The following is a 17,671-nucleotide window of genomic DNA, read 5'->3' on the forward strand; positions in this document are numbered from 1 at the left end:
TTCCATGCACAACCTAATATCACATCCTTTTCTGGTTCCCCTAACAGTAACCGCCACCGGCGAATTGCGGGGCCTGAAAGGCCGCACGCCGCAAATCCAGAGCGGCACGCATTGGTATGTGCTCAGTGACGCCGGCACGGAACTTTCCGGCGAGTTCGAGGCTGTCCTGCAACGGGAAGCGGCAAGCAGACCAGACATTGGCATTTTCTACGTGGATCATCGTTTTCGCAGCGGCGAGGTGCCGGATCTGCGCCCCGAATTCGATTTGACGATGCTCCTCGCGTACGACTATATCGGCCTGCCGATTGCCGTTCACGCTAATGTTCTGGCCAAGCTACATGCCGATGCGAGACTCCATGGGGCGGCCTTTAGTTATGCACTATTGCTACAGGCGGTGCGGGCCGGCATCCCTATTGGCCGGATCGCTCAGCTTCTGGCAACGCGCGAAAAGCGCTACCCGCAAGTTCCGCGGGAAAACCGGCAGCGCGTCATCAACGACTGGCTGGGCCAGGATCACGTCCGCTTCGAACTCAAGCCCGGCATTCCGTCATACGCGTTGCAGTTGCGTCGCATCGAAGAGCTGCCTCCGGTCACACTCTGCATCCCGACCCGTCAGGGGCGTGCTCCGAGCGATGACGCGGCAAAGGAGAGCCGACCGTTCATCACCGGATTGCTCGATACCATCGCGCGCCTAGATTACCCGATGGACCGTTTGCGGGTAATTGTGGGGGATGACCTCACCGATGGCTCCGCTTATGCCGACAAACCCTGGCCGTTCGAACTGACACGCGTCGTCACCCCCCGTGCGCCCGGCGAACCGTTCAACTATGCAAAAAAGATGAACCGGCTTTGGCGCTTGAGCCGGACCGAGCAGATCGTGCTGATGAACGATGACATCACCAGCGATTCGACCGACTGGCTACAGGCGTTACTGACCTTCTCGATGCTGGAGGACGTTGGCGGTGCCGGCGCACGATTGCTCTATCCGAACGGAACGCTTCAGCACGCGGGAATGGCGGGCGGATTGATCAGCACGTGCGCCCATACCTGGCTCGGTTGCCCTGCCGATGTGCCGACCTACCAGGACTGGGCCGTTGTCCATCGAGAGTGGTCGATGGTCACGGGAGCCGTCTTTGCGACCCGGCGTGCGATCCTGGAGGAGATCAACGGCTTTGACGAGATCTTCACGCTCGAATTCAACGACGTGGACATGTGTCTGCGACTGAAGATGTTGGGTTACAGGATCGTCTATACGCCGCACGCCGAGCTGGTTCACCATGAAAAAGCCTCGCGCGGCGAAACCGTTCCTCCTGGTACCGACTTGAATCGCTTTCTCAAGCGATGGGAACAATATCTATACAACGATCCAATGTTCCATCCCGGACTGGATCGCCGCTCCCTTTCGTTGCGCCCGCTCGCCTCCGCCTGAGCGCCAGCGTCCCCCAATAAATCCATTACGGCTAATCCACAGTCATGAATAGTCCTCAGATCTCCAAGAAATGCGCAGTGGTCACCGGAATCACCGGACAGGACGGCGCCTATCTGGCTGAACTGCTCCTGAGCAAGGGATACCGCGTTTACGGCACTTATCGCCGCACCAGCTCGGTCAATTTCTGGCGTATCGAGGAACTGGGCATCCAGCGCAACGCGGACCTGCACCTCGTCGAATACGACCTGACTGACCTGGGCAGCTCGATCGCGCTGCTGAACAAGGCACAGCCCCACGAGGTCTACAACCTCGCTGCGCAGAGCTTTGTCGGCGTCAGCTTCGACCAGCCGACGACCACTGCGCAAATCACCGGCATCGGCGCACTGAATCTGCTGGAAGCAATTCGACTCACCGATCCGAAGATTCGCTATTACCAGGCGTCCACCTCCGAGATGTTCGGCAAGGTACAGGCGATCCCGCAAGTAGAAGATACGCCGTTCTATCCGCGCAGCCCGTACGGTGTGGCCAAGCTGTACGCACACTGGATGACGGTGAATTATCGCGAGAGCTACGGCATCTTCGGCTCCAGCGGCATTCTGTTCAACCACGAAAGCCCGCTGCGCGGACGCGAATTCGTGACCCGCAAGATCACGGATTCCGTCGCGAAGATCAAGCTGGGCAAACTGGATGTGCTGGAGCTGGGTAATCTGGATGCGAAGCGCGACTGGGGGTTCGCCAAGGAATACGTTGAAGGCATGTGGCGTATGCTGCAAGCCGACGAACCCGACACGTTCGTGCTGGCCACCAATCGGACCGAGACCGTGCGCGATTTCGTCCGTATGGCGTTCAAGGGTGCCGGCATCACGGTGGAGTTCAACGGTGTCGGTGAGCAGGAATCGGCCGTGGACACCGCCACCGGCAAGACGGTGATGCACATTAACTCGAAATTTTACCGTCCGGCCGAGGTCGACCTGCTGATCGGCGATCCGGCGAAGGCAAAGAACAAGCTTGGATGGGCTCCGCAGACCACGCTCGAGCAGCTGTGCCAGATGATGGTCGAGGCCGATCTGCGCCGCAACGCCGAGGGGTTCTCGTTTTGAAGATCCTCGTCACCGGGGCCAACGGCTTCACCGGACGCCACTTCACCGCGCGAGCTTCGGCGGCTGGTCACAACGTCGTTGCGCTGCAAGCCAATCTGACCGACAAGGATGCGCTGCACGATGAAGTGAAGCAGGTTGCGCCGGATGCAGTCGTCCATCTAGCGGCCATCAGCTTCGTCGGACATGCCGACCTCGATGCGTTCTATACCGTCAACGTGGTCGGAACGACGCACCTGCTCGATGCGCTTGCGCAATTGCCTGTCGCGCCGCATCGCGTGCTGATCGCCAGCAGCGCCAACGTGTACGGAAACAGCGACCGGTCTCCTCTGGCTGAAACGTATCCGCCCGCTCCCGTGAATCATTACGCGATGAGCAAGCTGGCAATGGAGTACATGTCCAGAACCTATGCCGACCGGTTGAACATCGTGATCACGCGTCCGTTCAACTACACGGGGCCGGGCCAGAACGTCAATTTCGTCATTCCCAAGCTCGCGAAGCATTTTGCCGAGCGCGCTGCGTCCGTCGCACTCGGCAATCTGGACGTAGAGCGGGAGTTCAACGACGTCCAGCTTGTTTGCAACGCGTATGTGGCGCTGTTGTCGCACGGCGAGCCTGGCGAAATCTACAACGTCTGTTCGGGCCAGCCCTACACGCTGCGCGAGATCATCGACACGTTCGAGGCGATCACCGGCCACCGGATGACCATCGAAGTCAATCCGGCCTTCGTTCGCAAGAACGAGGTGCATCGGCTCTGCGGCGACCCCGACAAGCTCAATACCGTACTTCGCGCCAGCGGCGTCACGCTCGACATCCCGACGCTGCGCGCGACCTTGACGCGCATGCTCTGAGGATCAGAGATGTTTCACAGCACCACCATCATCATGGTCTGACCATTCATGGCATTGATTTCCTTCGCCCAGAACCAGGAAGACGTCATGCTTTGGCGTGCGCTCCGGCACGTTCGCAACGGGTTCTATATCGATGTCGGAGCGGCAGACCCGGTCGACCTGTCGGTAACCAAGCTTTTCTACGATCATGGCTGGCACGGCATCAATCTCGAGCCGCAATCAGCCTATTTCACGATGCTGACGGAGGCTCGGCCCCACGACATCAATCTGCAGCTCGCCGCCGGCCGCGAAGCGGCTTCACACGTATTTCACCGGATCGACGGCACCGGTCTCTCGACTTTCGACGCCGAGATCGCAGCCCGCCATCGCGCGAACGGCTGGACCGTCGTGGAAGAGAACGTCGAAGCACTGCCGCTGGCCGAAATCTGCCAACGATATCGTCCAAACGGTCCCATCCATTTCCTGAAAATCGATGTGGAAGGCGCAGAAGGCGATGTGCTCGCCGGCGCCGATTTCCGTCGCTTCCGACCGTGGATCGTGCTGGTCGAAGCAACCCTGCCCTTGTCGCAGGAACAGTCCCATGCCTGGGAGCCAACACTCACGTCACAAGGCTACAGCTTCGTCTGGTTCGACGGCTTGAACCGTTTCTATGTCGCGGACGAAATGAGGGATGAGTTGGCCAAGCATTTCCTCACCCCGCCCAATGTTTTCGACGAATTTCAGGCGCCCGTGCATTTGCTACGTCGTGCTGAGCAGGCGGAACAAGAATTGCAGCGGTCGCGCGAGCAAGCCGCACACGAATTGCAGCAGGCCAGTGAGCAGGCCGCACAACAGACCCGGCATATTCAGGAGCAGGCGGCCGATGCGCTGCGCGAAGCAGACGCCACGAGCCGCCGGGCCACGGAAGCTGTCGAGCAGTTCGCTCGTATCGCTGATACGGCGAATCGCCGTTCCGCGCAAGCGATGAAGCAGATGGAGCACGTCGCGCGTACGCTGAACGATACGATCCGGCAAACCCAGGCTGCTCTCGCCGAACAGACGCGGCGCGCCGAGGACGCGCAGCGTGCTTCGTGCGCTGCCCAGCATGCCGCACGAATAGCAAACGAGCAGGTCGCAGCGATGCTCGACAGCACGTCGTGGCGTGTAACCGCGCCGCTTCGTATGGTGCGGCGCATGGTACCGAGCAAACAACTGGCTCGCCAGATATTTCATCGTAGCGTCCGGTTCATGCTCGCATTGCCTGGAGGCCGCCGCGGCGCGCACTTTATTCGTACCGTCGCTCCAAGGCCGGTCGAATGGCTGGCTCGCCGTTATCGTGTGTATGAACAAACCGCTGCGACACAACACCATGTACCGGTGACCGACATCGCCCCCGCGCCTCCATTAAACGCCGCCGATCTCAGCCCCGAAGAAGCCCTCCTGTATCAACAATTGATCACGACACAGTTCGTCGGTGAGTCATCGGTTTGATCGATCGACCTTCGTTATTTTTTTCAAAGTCCTTTTACGACTGACACTATGCGTCTTGTGATCGATTTACAGGCTGCCCAAGGGAGCAGTAGCGTCCGGGGCATTGGCCGGTATTCGCGCGAACTAGCGCTGGCCATGGTACGGAGCCCACGACAGCACGAAATCATCGTTACCGTCAGTGCCGCTTACATCGAGACAGCCGAGGAGGTCCTCGCGACGTTCTCCTCCGTCTTGCCCCGCAGCAACATCCAGGTATGGAATCCGCCGCGCGGAGCCGCACCGTTGCTTCACGATGCACCGCGCCTTGCCTTCGCTGAAACCCTCCGCGCGCAGTTCCTCGCATCGCTCAAGCCGGACCTCGTGCACGTCTGCAGCGTGGTCGAAGACGACAACGTGGTCACCTGCCAGCCATGGCGACTGCACCGCTTGCCGGTCGTTGCGACTTTCTACGACCTTATTCCCCTGCTCCGTCATACCGAATTCTTCGGCTCATCGGAACTGCCATCGCCATTTGCGCGTTGGTACTACCGCTGTGTCCAGGAAATATCGGCATGCGAGGGGTTGCTGGCCATATCGGAATCAAGCCGCAGCGAGGCAATCGATCATCTCGGTTTTCCGTCGGAGCGAATTTTCAACATACGCGCCGGCATTGGCCCGCAGTTTCATCCCACACCTCTATCAGCCAACGAGCGCGCCGCGCTGCTGCAACGCTATGGGTTGCGCGACTCGTTCATCATGTTTCTTGCCGCCGACACCCCGAACAAGAATGAAGCGGGATTGCTGGCAGCGTATGCGCGCCTGCCGTCCGCCTTGCAAGAGCGTCACCAGCTTTTTATCGCCGGACGCCGCGATCGGGAGAAGCTCTATCAAACCGCTGCGCAGCTCGGTGTGCCGCTTGAGAATCTCGTTTACGCCCACTATGTCGAAGAAAACGATTTGCGGGCGCTCTATACTGCTTGCGGGCTGTTTGTGTTCCCGTCCCTCCATGAAGGCTTCGGGCTGCCTCTTGGGGAAGCGATGGCTTGTGGCGCCCCGGCTATCGCCAGCAATACGACAAGTCTTCCGGAAGTCATCGGGCGGACCGACGCAACCTTCGATCCCAAGAACCCCGACTCCATCGCAGCCTGCATGCGAAAGGTGCTGGAGAACCCCGCTTTTCGCCAGGAGTTGACGGAATATGGCCCGGTTCAGGCTAGCCGCTTTACGTGGCAGGCGTCGGCGACACGTAGCTGGGACGCGCTCGAGGAAATCCACGACCGGAGAAAGCAGCAAGGTAAGACCTCTGTGACCGGCGTGCTGCAGAAGCGTCCAAGCCTTGCGTTCGTGTCGCCCTTGCCGCCGCAAGCGACTCGCATTAGCGAGTATTCGTCGGCGTTGCTGCCTAACCTCGCTCGCCACTACGACGTCACGCTGGTGAGCCCGGAAGAAACCACTGATCGCCTCCTGTGGGGATTTCCACGCATCAGTTTGGCCGATTTTGTCTTGCAAGCAGGACAGTTCGATCACGTCGTCTATCAGATCGGTAATTCTGCCGATCACCGCTATCAGGTCGAGGACCTGCTACCACGCTGCCCGGGCGTGGTCGTATTGCATGATGCGTTCCTGTCCGAATTGATGCGTACGTCAGCCGATGAGCGTGGCTGTCCCGATCAGTTCCAGGAAGTCTTGTTGAACTCACATGGCTATCCGGCATTGCAGTTCATGGAGCAACGCGGGCTCGACGCTGCGTTGGCGAAATACCCTTGTACGCTGCCTGTGCTGCAAAACGCGGTCGGCGTCATCCTGCATTCGGAGCGCGATGCCGGCGTGTTGCGCGAGCATTTCGGTGACGATACAACGCGAGACATCTCCGTGATCCCGCCTCAAGGAATGGAGTCCGGATCGCTTCGCCCCGAAACCGTTGCGGCGCACTATGTCGATGCGATCGAGCATGCCTACTCGACGCCCGGCGCAGCCGTCGTTGCACGTACTATGCGAAAGGATATTCAGTTCGTCGCCGCATTCCCGGACGGCGTACCTGCCGCATCACGCGGTATCGTTCGCAGCTTCCCATCACCATGGCGGGGTGCCGGACACAATCGCTTCCTGATCGACATTTCCGAATTGGCGCGTATCGATTCCGGATCCGGCATCCAGCGCGTTGTACGCGAGATCACGCGCCGCGTTCTGGAACGGCCACCGCAAGGCCGGCGAGGAGAAGCGGTCCGTATCCGGGACGGGCAGTTGCGCCACACTTACGACAGGCCGCTATCGCTACTGAATCTGCGCCACTTGAACCTTCCGGAGTCCCCGATGGACGTCCGTACTGGCGATGTGTTGCTGTGCGCGGACGTCAATCCGATCATGACTCCGGCAGAACTCGAGGAACTGCGGCGGTTGAGACTGAACGGTCTTCGCATCGTGCTGCTCGTGTATGACCTGTTGCCCCACCGATACCCCGAATTGTTTCCCGACAATACGACGATTACCGACGACTGGTACGGCAGGATGCTGGGCATCGCCGACGCGGCCATTTGTATTTCCCGGGCAGTCGCCGATGATGTGATCGCATGGCTCGATGAAGCGCCTAAACTGCGAAATCGGCCGCTCCCGATCGGCTTCGCACATCTCGGTGCCGATTTCCAAAACGATTTCCGCAAGGAAGCGCTACCGGGCCCAGGGCCTGCGGCAACGCAGGCCGCACTTGACGGTGCGCGAGAGGGATCGAGCATCATCATGGTGGGGACGATCGAACCGCGCAAGGGCTATCCGCAAGTCCTCGCGGCGTTCGAAGAACTGTGGAAAGCCAATGTGGATCTCAAGCTGATCATCATCGGCAAGCAGGGCTGGAAGATGGATGAGTTCGCCGATCAAATACGGCGCTCTCCGGAACTCGGCAAGCGGCTGCACTGGTTGCACGGCTGCAGTGATGCCGAGGTGCGTGCCCTTTATAGCGCAAGCTCGGGTCTTATCATGGCCTCTCACAATGAGGGCTTCGGCCTTCCCATCGTCGAGGCATTTCAGGCCGGCTTGCCAGTTCTGGCCCGCGACATCCCGGTATTCCGCGAGGTTGCAGGCGACCAAGCGCGTTACTTCTCCGGAACCGATCCTCACGGACTCGCAGCCACACTGCGAGATTGGGCGGCCAATGGCTTTACGCCGCGTCCGCGCTCCGGGTCCGAGTTCACCTGGGACAACTGCTACCAGAAGATGTGCGCCGCCATTTTTGGAAACGATTGGTACGCCACGTGGCAACCCAAAACCAACGACGCGTAGCCAATTGCTGATCAGCGTCCGGTCGATGCGACCGATACCGCTCTGCCGACTGACAGTCGAGTTGGCGATCGTCCAGGCCTGAACAAATCGACGCGTCCGCCAGTTGGCGGACGTCGATCCATTCAGGTCGATTACAGCAGCGCGTGCCGCCGCTTCAGAACGAGAACCCAGCCTCGTTCCGGCGAATATCCGCCTCGACCATCATCTGGCACAGCTGCTCCAGCGTGGTTTTCGGCACCCAGCCAAGTTCCTTGGCTGCCTTCTCCGGATTACCGATCAGCAGGTCGACTTCAGCTGGCCGGTAGAACTTCGGGCTCACCTTGACCACCACCTTGCCGGTACCGGTATCGATACCCGCCTCGTTCTCGCCCACACCTTCCCACGCGAGTTCGAAGCCGGCGGCCTGCGCGGCCATCGACACGAAATCCCGCACCGTTTCCGTACGGTTCGTCGCCAGCACGTAGGTATCGGGACGCTCTGCCTGCAGCATGCGCCACATGCCTTCGACGTATTCCTTCGCAAAACCCCAGTCGCGCTTCGCATCGAGATTGCCAAGTTCCAGCACGTCCAGCTTGCCGAGACGAATCTTCGCGAGGCTGTCGGTGATCTTCCGCGTCACGAACTCGCGGCCGCGCAGCGGCGACTCGTGGTTGAACAAGATCCCACTGCACCCGAAGATGTTGTAGCTCTCACGATAGTTGATCGTCATCCAGTGCGCGTAGAGCTTTGCGACACCGTACGGGCTGCGCGGATAGAAAGGCGTGCTCTCGACCTGCGGAATTGCCTGTACCTTACCGAACATTTCCGACGTGCTCGCCTGGTAGAAACGGACCGCGGGATTGACCGTGCGAATCGCCTCGAGAAGATTGAGCACGCCGATCCCGGTGATCTCCGCAGTCATCGCGGGCTGGTCGAACGACACGCCGACGAAGCTTTGTGCGGCCAGGTTATAGACCTCCGTCGCCTGTGTCATCTGAAGCAAACGGATGCTGGAGCCGAGGTCCGTCAGATCATATTCGACGAGGTGAAGATTCGGATGGTTGCTGACGCCGAGTTCGTCGATCCGCCAGAAGTTGACCGAGCTGGTGCGCCGATAGGTTCCATAGACTGTGTAGCCCTTCTCGAGCAGAAGCTCCGCAAGATACGCACCGTCCTGCCCCGTAATGCCAGTAATGATTGCAACAGTCATGTTTCTTTCCAGTTGATTCAGTGTATTTAAATTGCGGGCCCCGTTCGGCTGCGCGGATACGCAATCGGCGCGACGCACGCCAACCGAGACCCTGCCGGATTCGCAATTCAGTTACTTGCTGGTCGCCGGCTCGACATCCCGGCCATAGTTGTCGTCAATACGAACGATGTCGTCCTCGCCCAGATAGGAGCCCGACTGCACCTCGATCAGTTCCAGTGGAATCTTCCCCGGATTCTGCAGGCGGTGCGTGGCACCAAGCGGAATATAGGTCGACTGGTTCTCACTCAGCAGAATGACCTGATCGCCGTTGAAGACCCGCGCCGTCCCGCGTACGACAATCCAGTGTTCGGCGCGATGATGGTGCATCTGGAGGCTGAGCGACGAACCCGGATTGACGATGATGCGCTTGACCTGAAAGCGCTCGCCTCGGTCGATGCTTTCGTACGAACCCCACGGCCGGATGACCTTGCGATGCGTCACGGATTCGTGGCGTCCCGATGCGCTGAGACGCTCGACGATCTTCTTCACGCGTTCGGACTGGTCGCGATGCGTGACGAGTACCGCATCCGCCGTCTCGACGATGATCAGATCCTTGATGCCGATCGCCGTGACCATTCGATGGTCGGCACGGATATAGCTGTCCAACACGTCGTCGGTCAGCACATCGCCCGACACCGTATTGCCAGATTCGTCGGTATCCGAAATTTCTGCGAGCGCAGCCCACGACCCGATGTCGCTCCAGTTCAGTCCGGCTGCAGTGACCATCACCGCGTGATCGGTTTTCTCCATCACGGCGTAGTCGATCGAAATGCTCGGGCTTTGCTCGAATGCATCGGCATCCAGCCGCACGAAATCCTCGTCGCGTTTCGCTCGCTTCACCGACAGCGCAACCTGCTCGAGCACGGCGGGCTCGAATCGCTTCAGCTCGTCGAGATAGACGGATGCCTTCAGCATGAACATGCCGCTGTTCCAGTAATAGCCGCCTTCCGCCACGAAACGCGCCGCTGTATCGGCATCCGGCTTCTCCACGAATGCGTCGACCTTGAACGCGCCGTCGTGCATCGTGAGCGCGCTGCCGCTGCGGATATAGCCGTAACCGGTATGCGGTTTCGTCGGCTTGATGCCGAACGTGACGAGATGGCCTGCACTTGCGATATCCCGGGCTTTCTCTGCAAGTTCCGCGAATACGGCATCGTCGAAGATGACATGGTCGGACGGCAGCACCAGCAGCAACGCATCGGGCGTTTGCTCCATTGCAAGCAGTGCCGCCGCTGCGACGGCCGGCGCAGTGTTGCGCCCCACTGGCTCAAGAACGACAGCCGACGCACCGATGTCGATGCTGCGCAACTGATCGGCCACGATGAAACGCTGGTCGGCATTCGTGATCATGATCGGTGCGTCGACACCGGGCACGCCCTGCAGACGCAGTACGGTCTGCTGAACCAGGGTGTGATCTCCGGCCAGCTTCAGGTACTGCTTTGGATAACCGCCTCGAGACAACGGCCAGAGACGGGTGCCGCTACCACCGCACAGGACTACAGGGAAGATGTTCACGCACGCTCCGTTACAATTTACCTTCAAGCTTCCTACCACCGATCAGTACCACTCATTGATTGCGGCGACGAGCCGCTAACCGGTCCGGCATGCGTCCTCAGGCGAGCACTTTGACTCGCGGCGGCCACGCCAGATTGATATCCTCATCGTCCAACGTCAGGTTCGGGCTGTAGAAAGGGTCGGCGTGCAATAATGCAGCCCAGCGGCTCCGCATATACCGGACGGCCGGTTCTACCGGTTGTTGCTCATCACTTTGCGTTTGCGGCTCATGGCGATAGAGCTCTGCATAAGGTGTCCAGACATTGCGATAACCAGCGTCACGCAAGCGAAGACAAAAGTCGATATCGCCAAATGCCACGCCAAGGTCCTTCTCGTTGAACCCGGCCACGTGTCGATAAACTGACTTGCGCACGATCATGCACGCTGCCGTCACCGCCGAAAACGCGCCAATCAAACTGGCTCGCCCCCCGTATCCGAACGATGTGCGAGGGACATTGCGATGAACATGCCCGGCCACGCCACCAAGGCCCAGCACAATACCCGCGTGCTGTACGGCGCCGTTCGGATAGAGCAACTTCGCGCCGACAGCCCCAACACCTGGCTGCAGCGCGACACCGACCATTTCAGCCAACCATTGAGGCGAGATCACTTCGGCGCCACTGTCGAGCAACCCGACAATCTCACCGTTCGCGGCCTCGACGCCTGCATTGCACGACGCGGAAAAGCTCAACGGCCGTTCGTTGCGCAATACCCGGATCCGCCCATCGGCCTGAAGAGATGCGAGATAGTCCAGCGTTGCACGGTCGTCCGATCCGTTGTCGAGAATCAGAATTTCGTAATTCGCGTACCTCGTCTTGCCGACAATGCTCTCGATACACCTCTGGATCAGCACGCATTCGTTTCGAGCCGGAATGATCAGGCTGACAAGCGGCACCGGGTCCGGTAGCGCGTAGCGCGCGCGGTAACCGTTTCCCGCATACTCGATCGACCCGCGAATTCCCATTCTGGCGAAGTGATCGCCGAGGGCGCGCTCACCTGCCACGACTGCGTATGGCTTGGCATCGGTCCCTGATGCGGTGCTTTCCGCGTGCACCCTCCAGTGATACAACACCCGGGGAATATGATGGATCGCAGCGGTGCCGGTTCGCTCGATGCAGCGAAGTGCAAGATCGTAGTCCTGCGAACCTTCGTAGCCCTCACGGAATCCGCCCACTTCGTCCAGCAATGCCTTTTGAAATACGCCCAGATGGCTGAACATGTTCTGCGAAAGGAACAAGTCGGGGTTCCAGTCACATTTGAAGTACGGTTCGCGCCGTACCCCCGATTCGTCGATCTTGTCCTCGTCCGAATAAATCAGACGAATAGAGGGATTGCGGTCAGCTGCGTCCGCAACGCAATAAAGCGCATGCTCGGGCAGCAGATCGTCGTGATCGAACAGTGCAACCCATGTACCAGTCACGAGAGCCAGCGCTGTATTCGATGCAGCGGAGATATGACCGTTTTTCTCGCGGAATGCAACCTTGATCCGGGGGTCTTCAGACGCGTAACGTTCAAGCAGCGGGCGAATGGCGGGATCGGTCGACACGTCGTCTGCGATGCACAGTTCCCAATGCGAATAGAGCTGATTGCGAATCGATTCGATCGCTTCCACAAGCCAAACGGGATTCGGATTGTAGACGGGCATCACCACAGAAATCAGTGGTCGATTCTGGAAGCCGGCAATACGCTCGCGGACGGCCGCCCGAGCCGCGTCGTCGATCCGATCGTAGCGGTCAATCCATTCGGCATAGAGCATCGGATCGACACCACCCGGCGCTCCCGCGCGCAACCATGTAATCCGGTTCCTCACGCCCGTAAGACCTTCACGACGAAAAACCCCATATGCCTTGCGTGCCGCCACCCGGAGTCCACCGCTGCCAGCCAGCCGACTCATGAACGCACGTGTTCTGCGAAACTTCATCGTTTCGGCACCCTGCCCTTTCCGTACTGCTCCTTCACAGTGTTCAGCCCCCGACTGCGGCCGCATACTGCGACACGACTTCTTCGACGTCGCCGAACGCACGCACGCGCCCTCGTTCCATCCACAGCGCCTTGTTGCATACCTTGCGGATTTCCTTGTTCGAGTGCATCGCCAGCACAACGATCTCGGCACGGCCATGCAGTTGCTCGAGACGCGCCTCCGCTTTGTGCATGAACGAAGCGTCGCCAACCCCCATGACCTCGTCGAGCAGCAGGATTTCTGCATCGACAGCGGTCGACACTGCGAACGCAAGCCGAACCCGCATCCCGCTGGAGTAAGTGCGGAGCGGAAGATCCAGATAGTCACCCAATTCGCTGAACTCTGCGATTTCGCGCTGCTTCTCGCGAACCTCGGCGTCCGTCATGCCGAGCAGTAGGCCGCGCAGCCGGATGTTCTGCATGCCCGTCGAGTTCTCGTCCATACCGTGACTGATGTCCAGCAGCGGGACGACCTTGCCTTCTCGCGACAACGTACCGGCGGTCGGAGGATAGATACCGGCCATAGCGCGGAGCAACGTCGACTTCCCCGCGCCATTGTGCCCGATGAGCCCCACGCGATCCCCACGCTCAAAGCGGAACGTCAGGTCGTCAAGTGCGCGGACGACGATGACGCCATCGTTCCCCTCCGCAATACGGTTGCGTCGCCCCATTCGGAGCACTTGCTTCTTCAGTGAGCGACCCTGCACGTCGTAGATCGGAAGATCCAACGTCACGTTCTTCAGTTCAATGTACGCCATGTCGCTCTCTTCAAATCCAGTACGGAAGACGTTTCAGATAACGGCCCGTCATCAGCAATGCAATGGGCCAACCGATGACTGCCATGCCGACAGTCACTTCCCATGTCAGGGCGCTGGGCATCTGCCCGATCAACGGTCCGCGTACGACGTCGATCAGATAGGCGAGCGGATTCCATTCGACGATGAACGAAAAGCGGTTCAGTGCCTCGGGGCGGAAAATAATGGGCGTGACATAGAATGCGATCTGAATCAGCGCCGCAATGATTTGCGGCAAGTCGCGAAAGCGTGCGGACAACAAGCCTGCCAGCATTGCAATCCACATAGCGTTCAACACGTACACCAGCAGTCCCGGGATAAACATCGGCAGTGATTCCCAGCTCTTGACGCCGAAGACAACCAAAAGGCCGATGACGATGACGAAGTTGTGTGCCAGAACGATCAGATTCCGCCATACGACCTGCAGAATGAAGATCAGCTTCGGCGACGGAACCTGCCGTATGTACGGAGCGCTATTGATATAGGCGGTGCTTCCCTCCAGAATCATTTGCGAGAAAAGCGTCCACAGCACAATGCTCGACGCAAGGAACGGCAGATAGTCGGTCATCTTCTGCCCGAACAACGTGCCATAAACTACACCGAGCGAAGTAATCATCACGCCCATGCTGATCGTGAGCCAGAACGGCCCGACCCGCGAGCGAGCGTAGCGCTGCCGGATTTCGAGCCAGCCGAGCAATGTCCATAACCGCCACGAAGCAATGCTCTGTTTGAGGTCAGCAAGTGAAAGAGTCAGCATGCGAGCTTTCTCGTTGAATGAGATTGAAAAAATGGGGGGCCGGCGCGTCACAGCGCGCCGGTACGACCGGTCAGTCCGTGCCAGATCCCGAGCATCGACAACCGCAGATGCGCCATTCGCGGCTGCATGAACAACGCATAGATCGCAAGCCGGACCGGCATCTTGACGAGTTCCGTCGATTTCCAGCTCCACGGCACATAGGCGCGCCGGATCAGCGCGATCGCATTGCGGAACAGATAGTAATGCCGAACCGCACTATGCCCCGGGTAGCTCCGCCCGAACACCTTCACCGGCTCGCCGCCCAGTTCGTGCTTCAACCGCAGCGCCGGCGCGCCGAGCACCGCGTACCCCTTCGAGCGCGCGCGGACACACCATTCGAGATCGACGAAGTCGATGAACAGCGAGTCGTCCATCGGGCCGATGTCGCGCCATACGGCGAGATTCACGCACGACCCCGACGTGATCAGAAAGTCGACCTCGACCGGCTGCACACCGTCCGGCCGAATCCGGCGCAGCTTCACGTACCCGAAGCGGACGAACGGCGCGACGCCGCCCAATCGTGCATCCTCGTACGCGGGGCCGATGAGCGCTACGCGACGATTGCGCATGCGTTCGGCCGCCATCGTCCGAGGCAGCTCGATCAGCAATTCGTCCGACGGCTCGCTATCCTGATCGAACAACAACGCTGCCGTACAGCCGGCCGCGATCAGGCGCTCGACCCCCTGGTTGAGCGCCGTCGCAATGCCGAGGTTCGCACCATTGGCGACATAGCCGACTCGCCGGTCGAGGCCAAGCGCCTCTGGCGTCGACACGGTCTCCGTGTTATCCACCACCACGCACGGCCATACTTTGGCGAGCCGGTTTGCACGAGTCACGCAACCGCTATCCGGTCGGTAGAACACGATCACGACACCGACCCGCTCCTGAACCGCGGAATTCTGATCCAAGTTACTCACTCAGGCACAGCTTCAGCGCATCGGCCCAGTCCGGCAACCGCAACCCGAATGCTTCGGTCAGCTTGTCGTGCGACAGTCGCGAATTGGACGGGCGCTTGGCCGGAACCGGGTAGTCGCTCGCCGGAATCGGCAGCACTTTCGGCGCACGCTCGCCCATCGCGTGGGTGAAGATTGCTTCGGCAAACCCGTGCCACGACGTCGCGCCGGCCGACGTGAAGTGATAGACGCCGGAACGCTGCGCCCACCAGTCTGCATCGTCGGCCGCCAACGCCTGCGCGACGATGTGCGCGGTCGCGGTGGCGATCGTCTTCGACCACGTCGGCGCACCGACCTGATCCGCGACGACACGCAACTCCGGACGCTCGCTCCCGAGCTTCAACATCGTCAGCAGGAAGTTCTTGCCGCGCCGGCCGTACACCCAGCTCGTTCGCAGGACCAGGTGTGCGCATCCCGTCGCCGCGATGGCCTGCTCGCCCTCGAGCTTGGTCAGCCCGTACACGTTCTGCGGGTTGGTCGCGTCCGTTTCGACATAGGCGCCCTCTTTGGTCCCGTCGAACACATAGTCGGTCGAGTAATGAACCAGCGCTGCGCCGAGGCGCGCAGCCTCCTCCGCAAAAGCACGCGGCACGTCGGCATTCAGCCGGCGCGCGGCGTCGACGTCCGTCTCCGCCTTGTCGACGGCCGTGTACGCAGCAGGATTCACGATGATCGACGGCTTCAACTCGCGCACGACGCTGCGCACCCGATCGAGATCGGACAAGTCGAGCATCGAACGGTCGCATGCCACCACACGACCGAGGCCTTGCAGCGAACGCAGCAGTTCGAACCCGACCTGGCCATTCACACCCGTCACGAGGATCGTCGGTTCAGGAGTCACACCCACCTCACGCATAAACTTCGGCTTCGCTCAACCGCTTGCCGGCCGCATCCTTCGCCGCCAGCAGCGGCTCGAAATCGATCGGCCATTCGATCCCGATCTCCGGATCGTTCCACACGATGCTGCGCTCGTGTTCCGGAAACCAGTAGTCGGTCGTCTTGTAGAGGAACTGCGCGGCCTCCGACAGCACGACGAAACCGTGCGCGAAACCGGGCGGCACCCACAGTTGCCGGTGGTTGTCGTTCGACAGCACCACGCCCACCCACTTGCCGAAGTTCGGCGAATCCTTGCGAATGTCGACGGCCACGTCGAACACTTCGCCTTCGACCACGCGAACGAGCTTGCCCTGCGCGTGCTGGATCTGATAGTGCAGCCCGCGCAGCACGCCCTTCGACGAGCGCGAATGGTTGTCCTGCACGAATTCGACGCCGGGCGCGACGTGCTCGGCGAATTCCTTCCCGTTGAAGCTCTCGTAGAAGAATCCGCGCGCGTCGCCGAACACCTTCGGCTCGATGATCTTGACTTCGGGCAGCGCCGTTGCCGTTACTTGGATGGCCATGCGACTTGATCCGTGAGAATGTTCTTCAGGTACTGACCGTATGCGTTCTTCGCGAGCGGCTGGGCCAGCTTCAACACTTGCTCCGCGTCGATCCAGTTGCGGCGATACGCGATTTCTTCCGGACACGCGACCACGAGCCCCTGTCGCTTCTGCAGCGTCGCGATGAAACTGGCCGCCTCGATCAGCGAATCGTGCGTACCGGTATCGAGCCACGCGTAGCCGCGCCCCATGATCTCGACATTCAGCGCGCCGCTATCGAGGTAGCGCGAGTTGACGTCGGTGATTTCCAGCTCGCCGCGGGGCGACGGCTTGATGTCGGCCGCGATGTCGCATACGCGGTTGTCGTAGAAATACAGGCCCGTCACCGCGTAGTTCGAACGCGGCTTGGCCGGCTTTTCCTCGATCGACAGCGCGCGGAACGACTTGTCGAATTCGACGACACCATATCGCTCCGGGTCGTGCACGTGATACGCGAACACGGTCGCGCCGCTTTCCTGCGCATGCGCACGCTCGAGCTGCTTCGCGAGATCGTGCCCGTAGAAGATGTTGTCGCCGAGGATCAGCGCCGACGGATCGTTGCCGACGAACTCCTTGCCGATGATGAACGCCTGCGCGAGGCCGTCGGGCGACGGCTGCACCGCGTACTGGATGTTCATCCCCCACTGGCTGCCGTCGCCGAGCATCGACTCGAAGCGCGGCGTGTCCTGCGGCGTCGAGATGATCAGCACATCGCGAATACCCGCGATCATCAGCGTCGACAGCGGGTAGTAGATCATCGGCTTGTCGTACACCGGCAGGAGCTGCTTCGATACGACGTGCGTGATCGGATACAGCCGGGTACCGGAACCGCCGGCGAGAATGATGCCTTTACGTGCCATCGCTTCT

Annotated in this window: 14 protein-coding genes; 5 read left to right on the plus strand and 9 right to left on the minus strand. The window is 60.2% G+C overall.

Annotation, left to right across the window (positions count from 1 at the left end; all coding sequences use genetic code 11):
- Positions 1–4: 4 nt before the first annotated feature.
- From WT53_RS06960 to WT53_RS06980, 5 genes are read left to right on the plus strand one after another with little or no spacing between them, the layout of a single operon-like run.
- Complete coding sequence (locus tag WT53_RS06960; protein ID WP_080747737.1) at positions 5–1,429, plus strand: glycosyltransferase family 2 protein; 1,425 nt, start codon at positions 5–7, stop codon at positions 1,427–1,429.
- 44 nt (positions 1,430–1,473) lie between these two features.
- Positions 1,474–2,529, plus strand: a complete 1,056-nt coding sequence (gene gmd / locus WT53_RS06965) for a GDP-mannose 4,6-dehydratase (RefSeq protein WP_034206587.1) — start codon at positions 1,474–1,476, stop codon at positions 2,527–2,529.
- Entirely contained in the window at positions 2,526–3,377 is an 852-nt protein-coding gene (locus tag WT53_RS06970; RefSeq protein ID WP_034206586.1) for a GDP-mannose 4,6-dehydratase, read from the plus strand. The genes gmd (WT53_RS06965) and WT53_RS06970 overlap by 4 nt, the downstream gene beginning before the upstream one ends.
- A 48-nt stretch (positions 3,378–3,425) precedes the next feature.
- Positions 3,426–4,847, plus strand: a complete 1,422-nt coding sequence (locus WT53_RS06975; RefSeq protein ID WP_060258993.1) for an FkbM family methyltransferase — start codon at positions 3,426–3,428, stop codon at positions 4,845–4,847.
- 48 nt (positions 4,848–4,895) lie between these two features.
- Entirely contained in the window at positions 4,896–8,102 is a 3,207-nt protein-coding gene (locus tag WT53_RS06980; RefSeq protein ID WP_052100249.1) for a glycosyltransferase family 1 protein, read from the plus strand.
- A 154-nt stretch (positions 8,103–8,256) separates the two neighbouring features.
- On the opposite strand, the gene gmd (WT53_RS06985) is transcribed toward WT53_RS06980, so the two are convergent.
- The 9 genes from gmd (WT53_RS06985) to rfbA form a co-directional block, all read right to left on the minus strand.
- The gene (gene gmd / locus WT53_RS06985) at positions 8,257–9,291 is read right to left on the minus strand and encodes a GDP-mannose 4,6-dehydratase (protein WP_034206583.1); all 1,035 of its coding nucleotides are present in this window, start codon (positions 9,289–9,291) and stop codon (positions 8,257–8,259) included.
- 111 nt (positions 9,292–9,402) lie between these two features.
- Positions 9,403–10,845, minus strand: coding sequence for a mannose-1-phosphate guanylyltransferase/mannose-6-phosphate isomerase (locus WT53_RS06990; protein WP_034206582.1), 1,443 nt, complete (start codon positions 10,843–10,845; stop codon positions 9,403–9,405).
- A 97-nt stretch (positions 10,846–10,942) separates the two neighbouring features.
- The gene (locus WT53_RS06995) at positions 10,943–12,778 is read right to left on the minus strand and encodes a glycosyltransferase (RefSeq protein WP_230624900.1); all 1,836 of its coding nucleotides are present in this window, start codon (positions 12,776–12,778) and stop codon (positions 10,943–10,945) included.
- 70 nt (positions 12,779–12,848) lie between these two features.
- Positions 12,849–13,601 (minus strand): ABC transporter ATP-binding protein, encoded by a 753-nt coding sequence (locus WT53_RS07000; RefSeq protein WP_006476725.1) that lies wholly within the window; start codon positions 13,599–13,601, stop codon positions 12,849–12,851.
- Positions 13,602–13,611: 10 nt separating this feature from the next.
- On the minus strand, positions 13,612–14,394 hold the full coding sequence (locus WT53_RS07005) for an ABC transporter permease (protein WP_060258997.1): 783 nt from the start codon (positions 14,392–14,394) through the stop codon (positions 13,612–13,614).
- Between the two features lie 47 nt (positions 14,395–14,441).
- On the minus strand, positions 14,442–15,302 hold the full coding sequence (locus WT53_RS07010) for a glycosyltransferase family 2 protein (protein ID WP_034207845.1): 861 nt from the start codon (positions 15,300–15,302) through the stop codon (positions 14,442–14,444).
- Between the two features lie 40 nt (positions 15,303–15,342).
- The gene (gene rfbD, locus WT53_RS07015; RefSeq protein WP_060259000.1) at positions 15,343–16,242 is read right to left on the minus strand and encodes a dTDP-4-dehydrorhamnose reductase; all 900 of its coding nucleotides are present in this window, start codon (positions 16,240–16,242) and stop codon (positions 15,343–15,345) included.
- Positions 16,235–16,786, minus strand: coding sequence for a dTDP-4-dehydrorhamnose 3,5-epimerase (rfbC, locus tag WT53_RS07020; protein ID WP_034206578.1), 552 nt, complete (start codon positions 16,784–16,786; stop codon positions 16,235–16,237). Before rfbC ends, rfbD begins: the two co-directional genes overlap by 8 nt.
- On the minus strand, positions 16,771–17,664 hold the full coding sequence (rfbA, locus tag WT53_RS07025; RefSeq protein ID WP_034206577.1) for a glucose-1-phosphate thymidylyltransferase RfbA: 894 nt from the start codon (positions 17,662–17,664) through the stop codon (positions 16,771–16,773). The genes rfbC and rfbA overlap by 16 nt, the downstream gene beginning before the upstream one ends.
- Positions 17,665–17,671: the final 7 nt, after the last annotated feature.

It is taken from the genome of Burkholderia sp. MSMB2157WGS (assembly GCF_001532755.1).
In the GTDB taxonomy this organism is placed as follows: Bacteria; Pseudomonadota; Gammaproteobacteria; order Burkholderiales; family Burkholderiaceae; genus Burkholderia.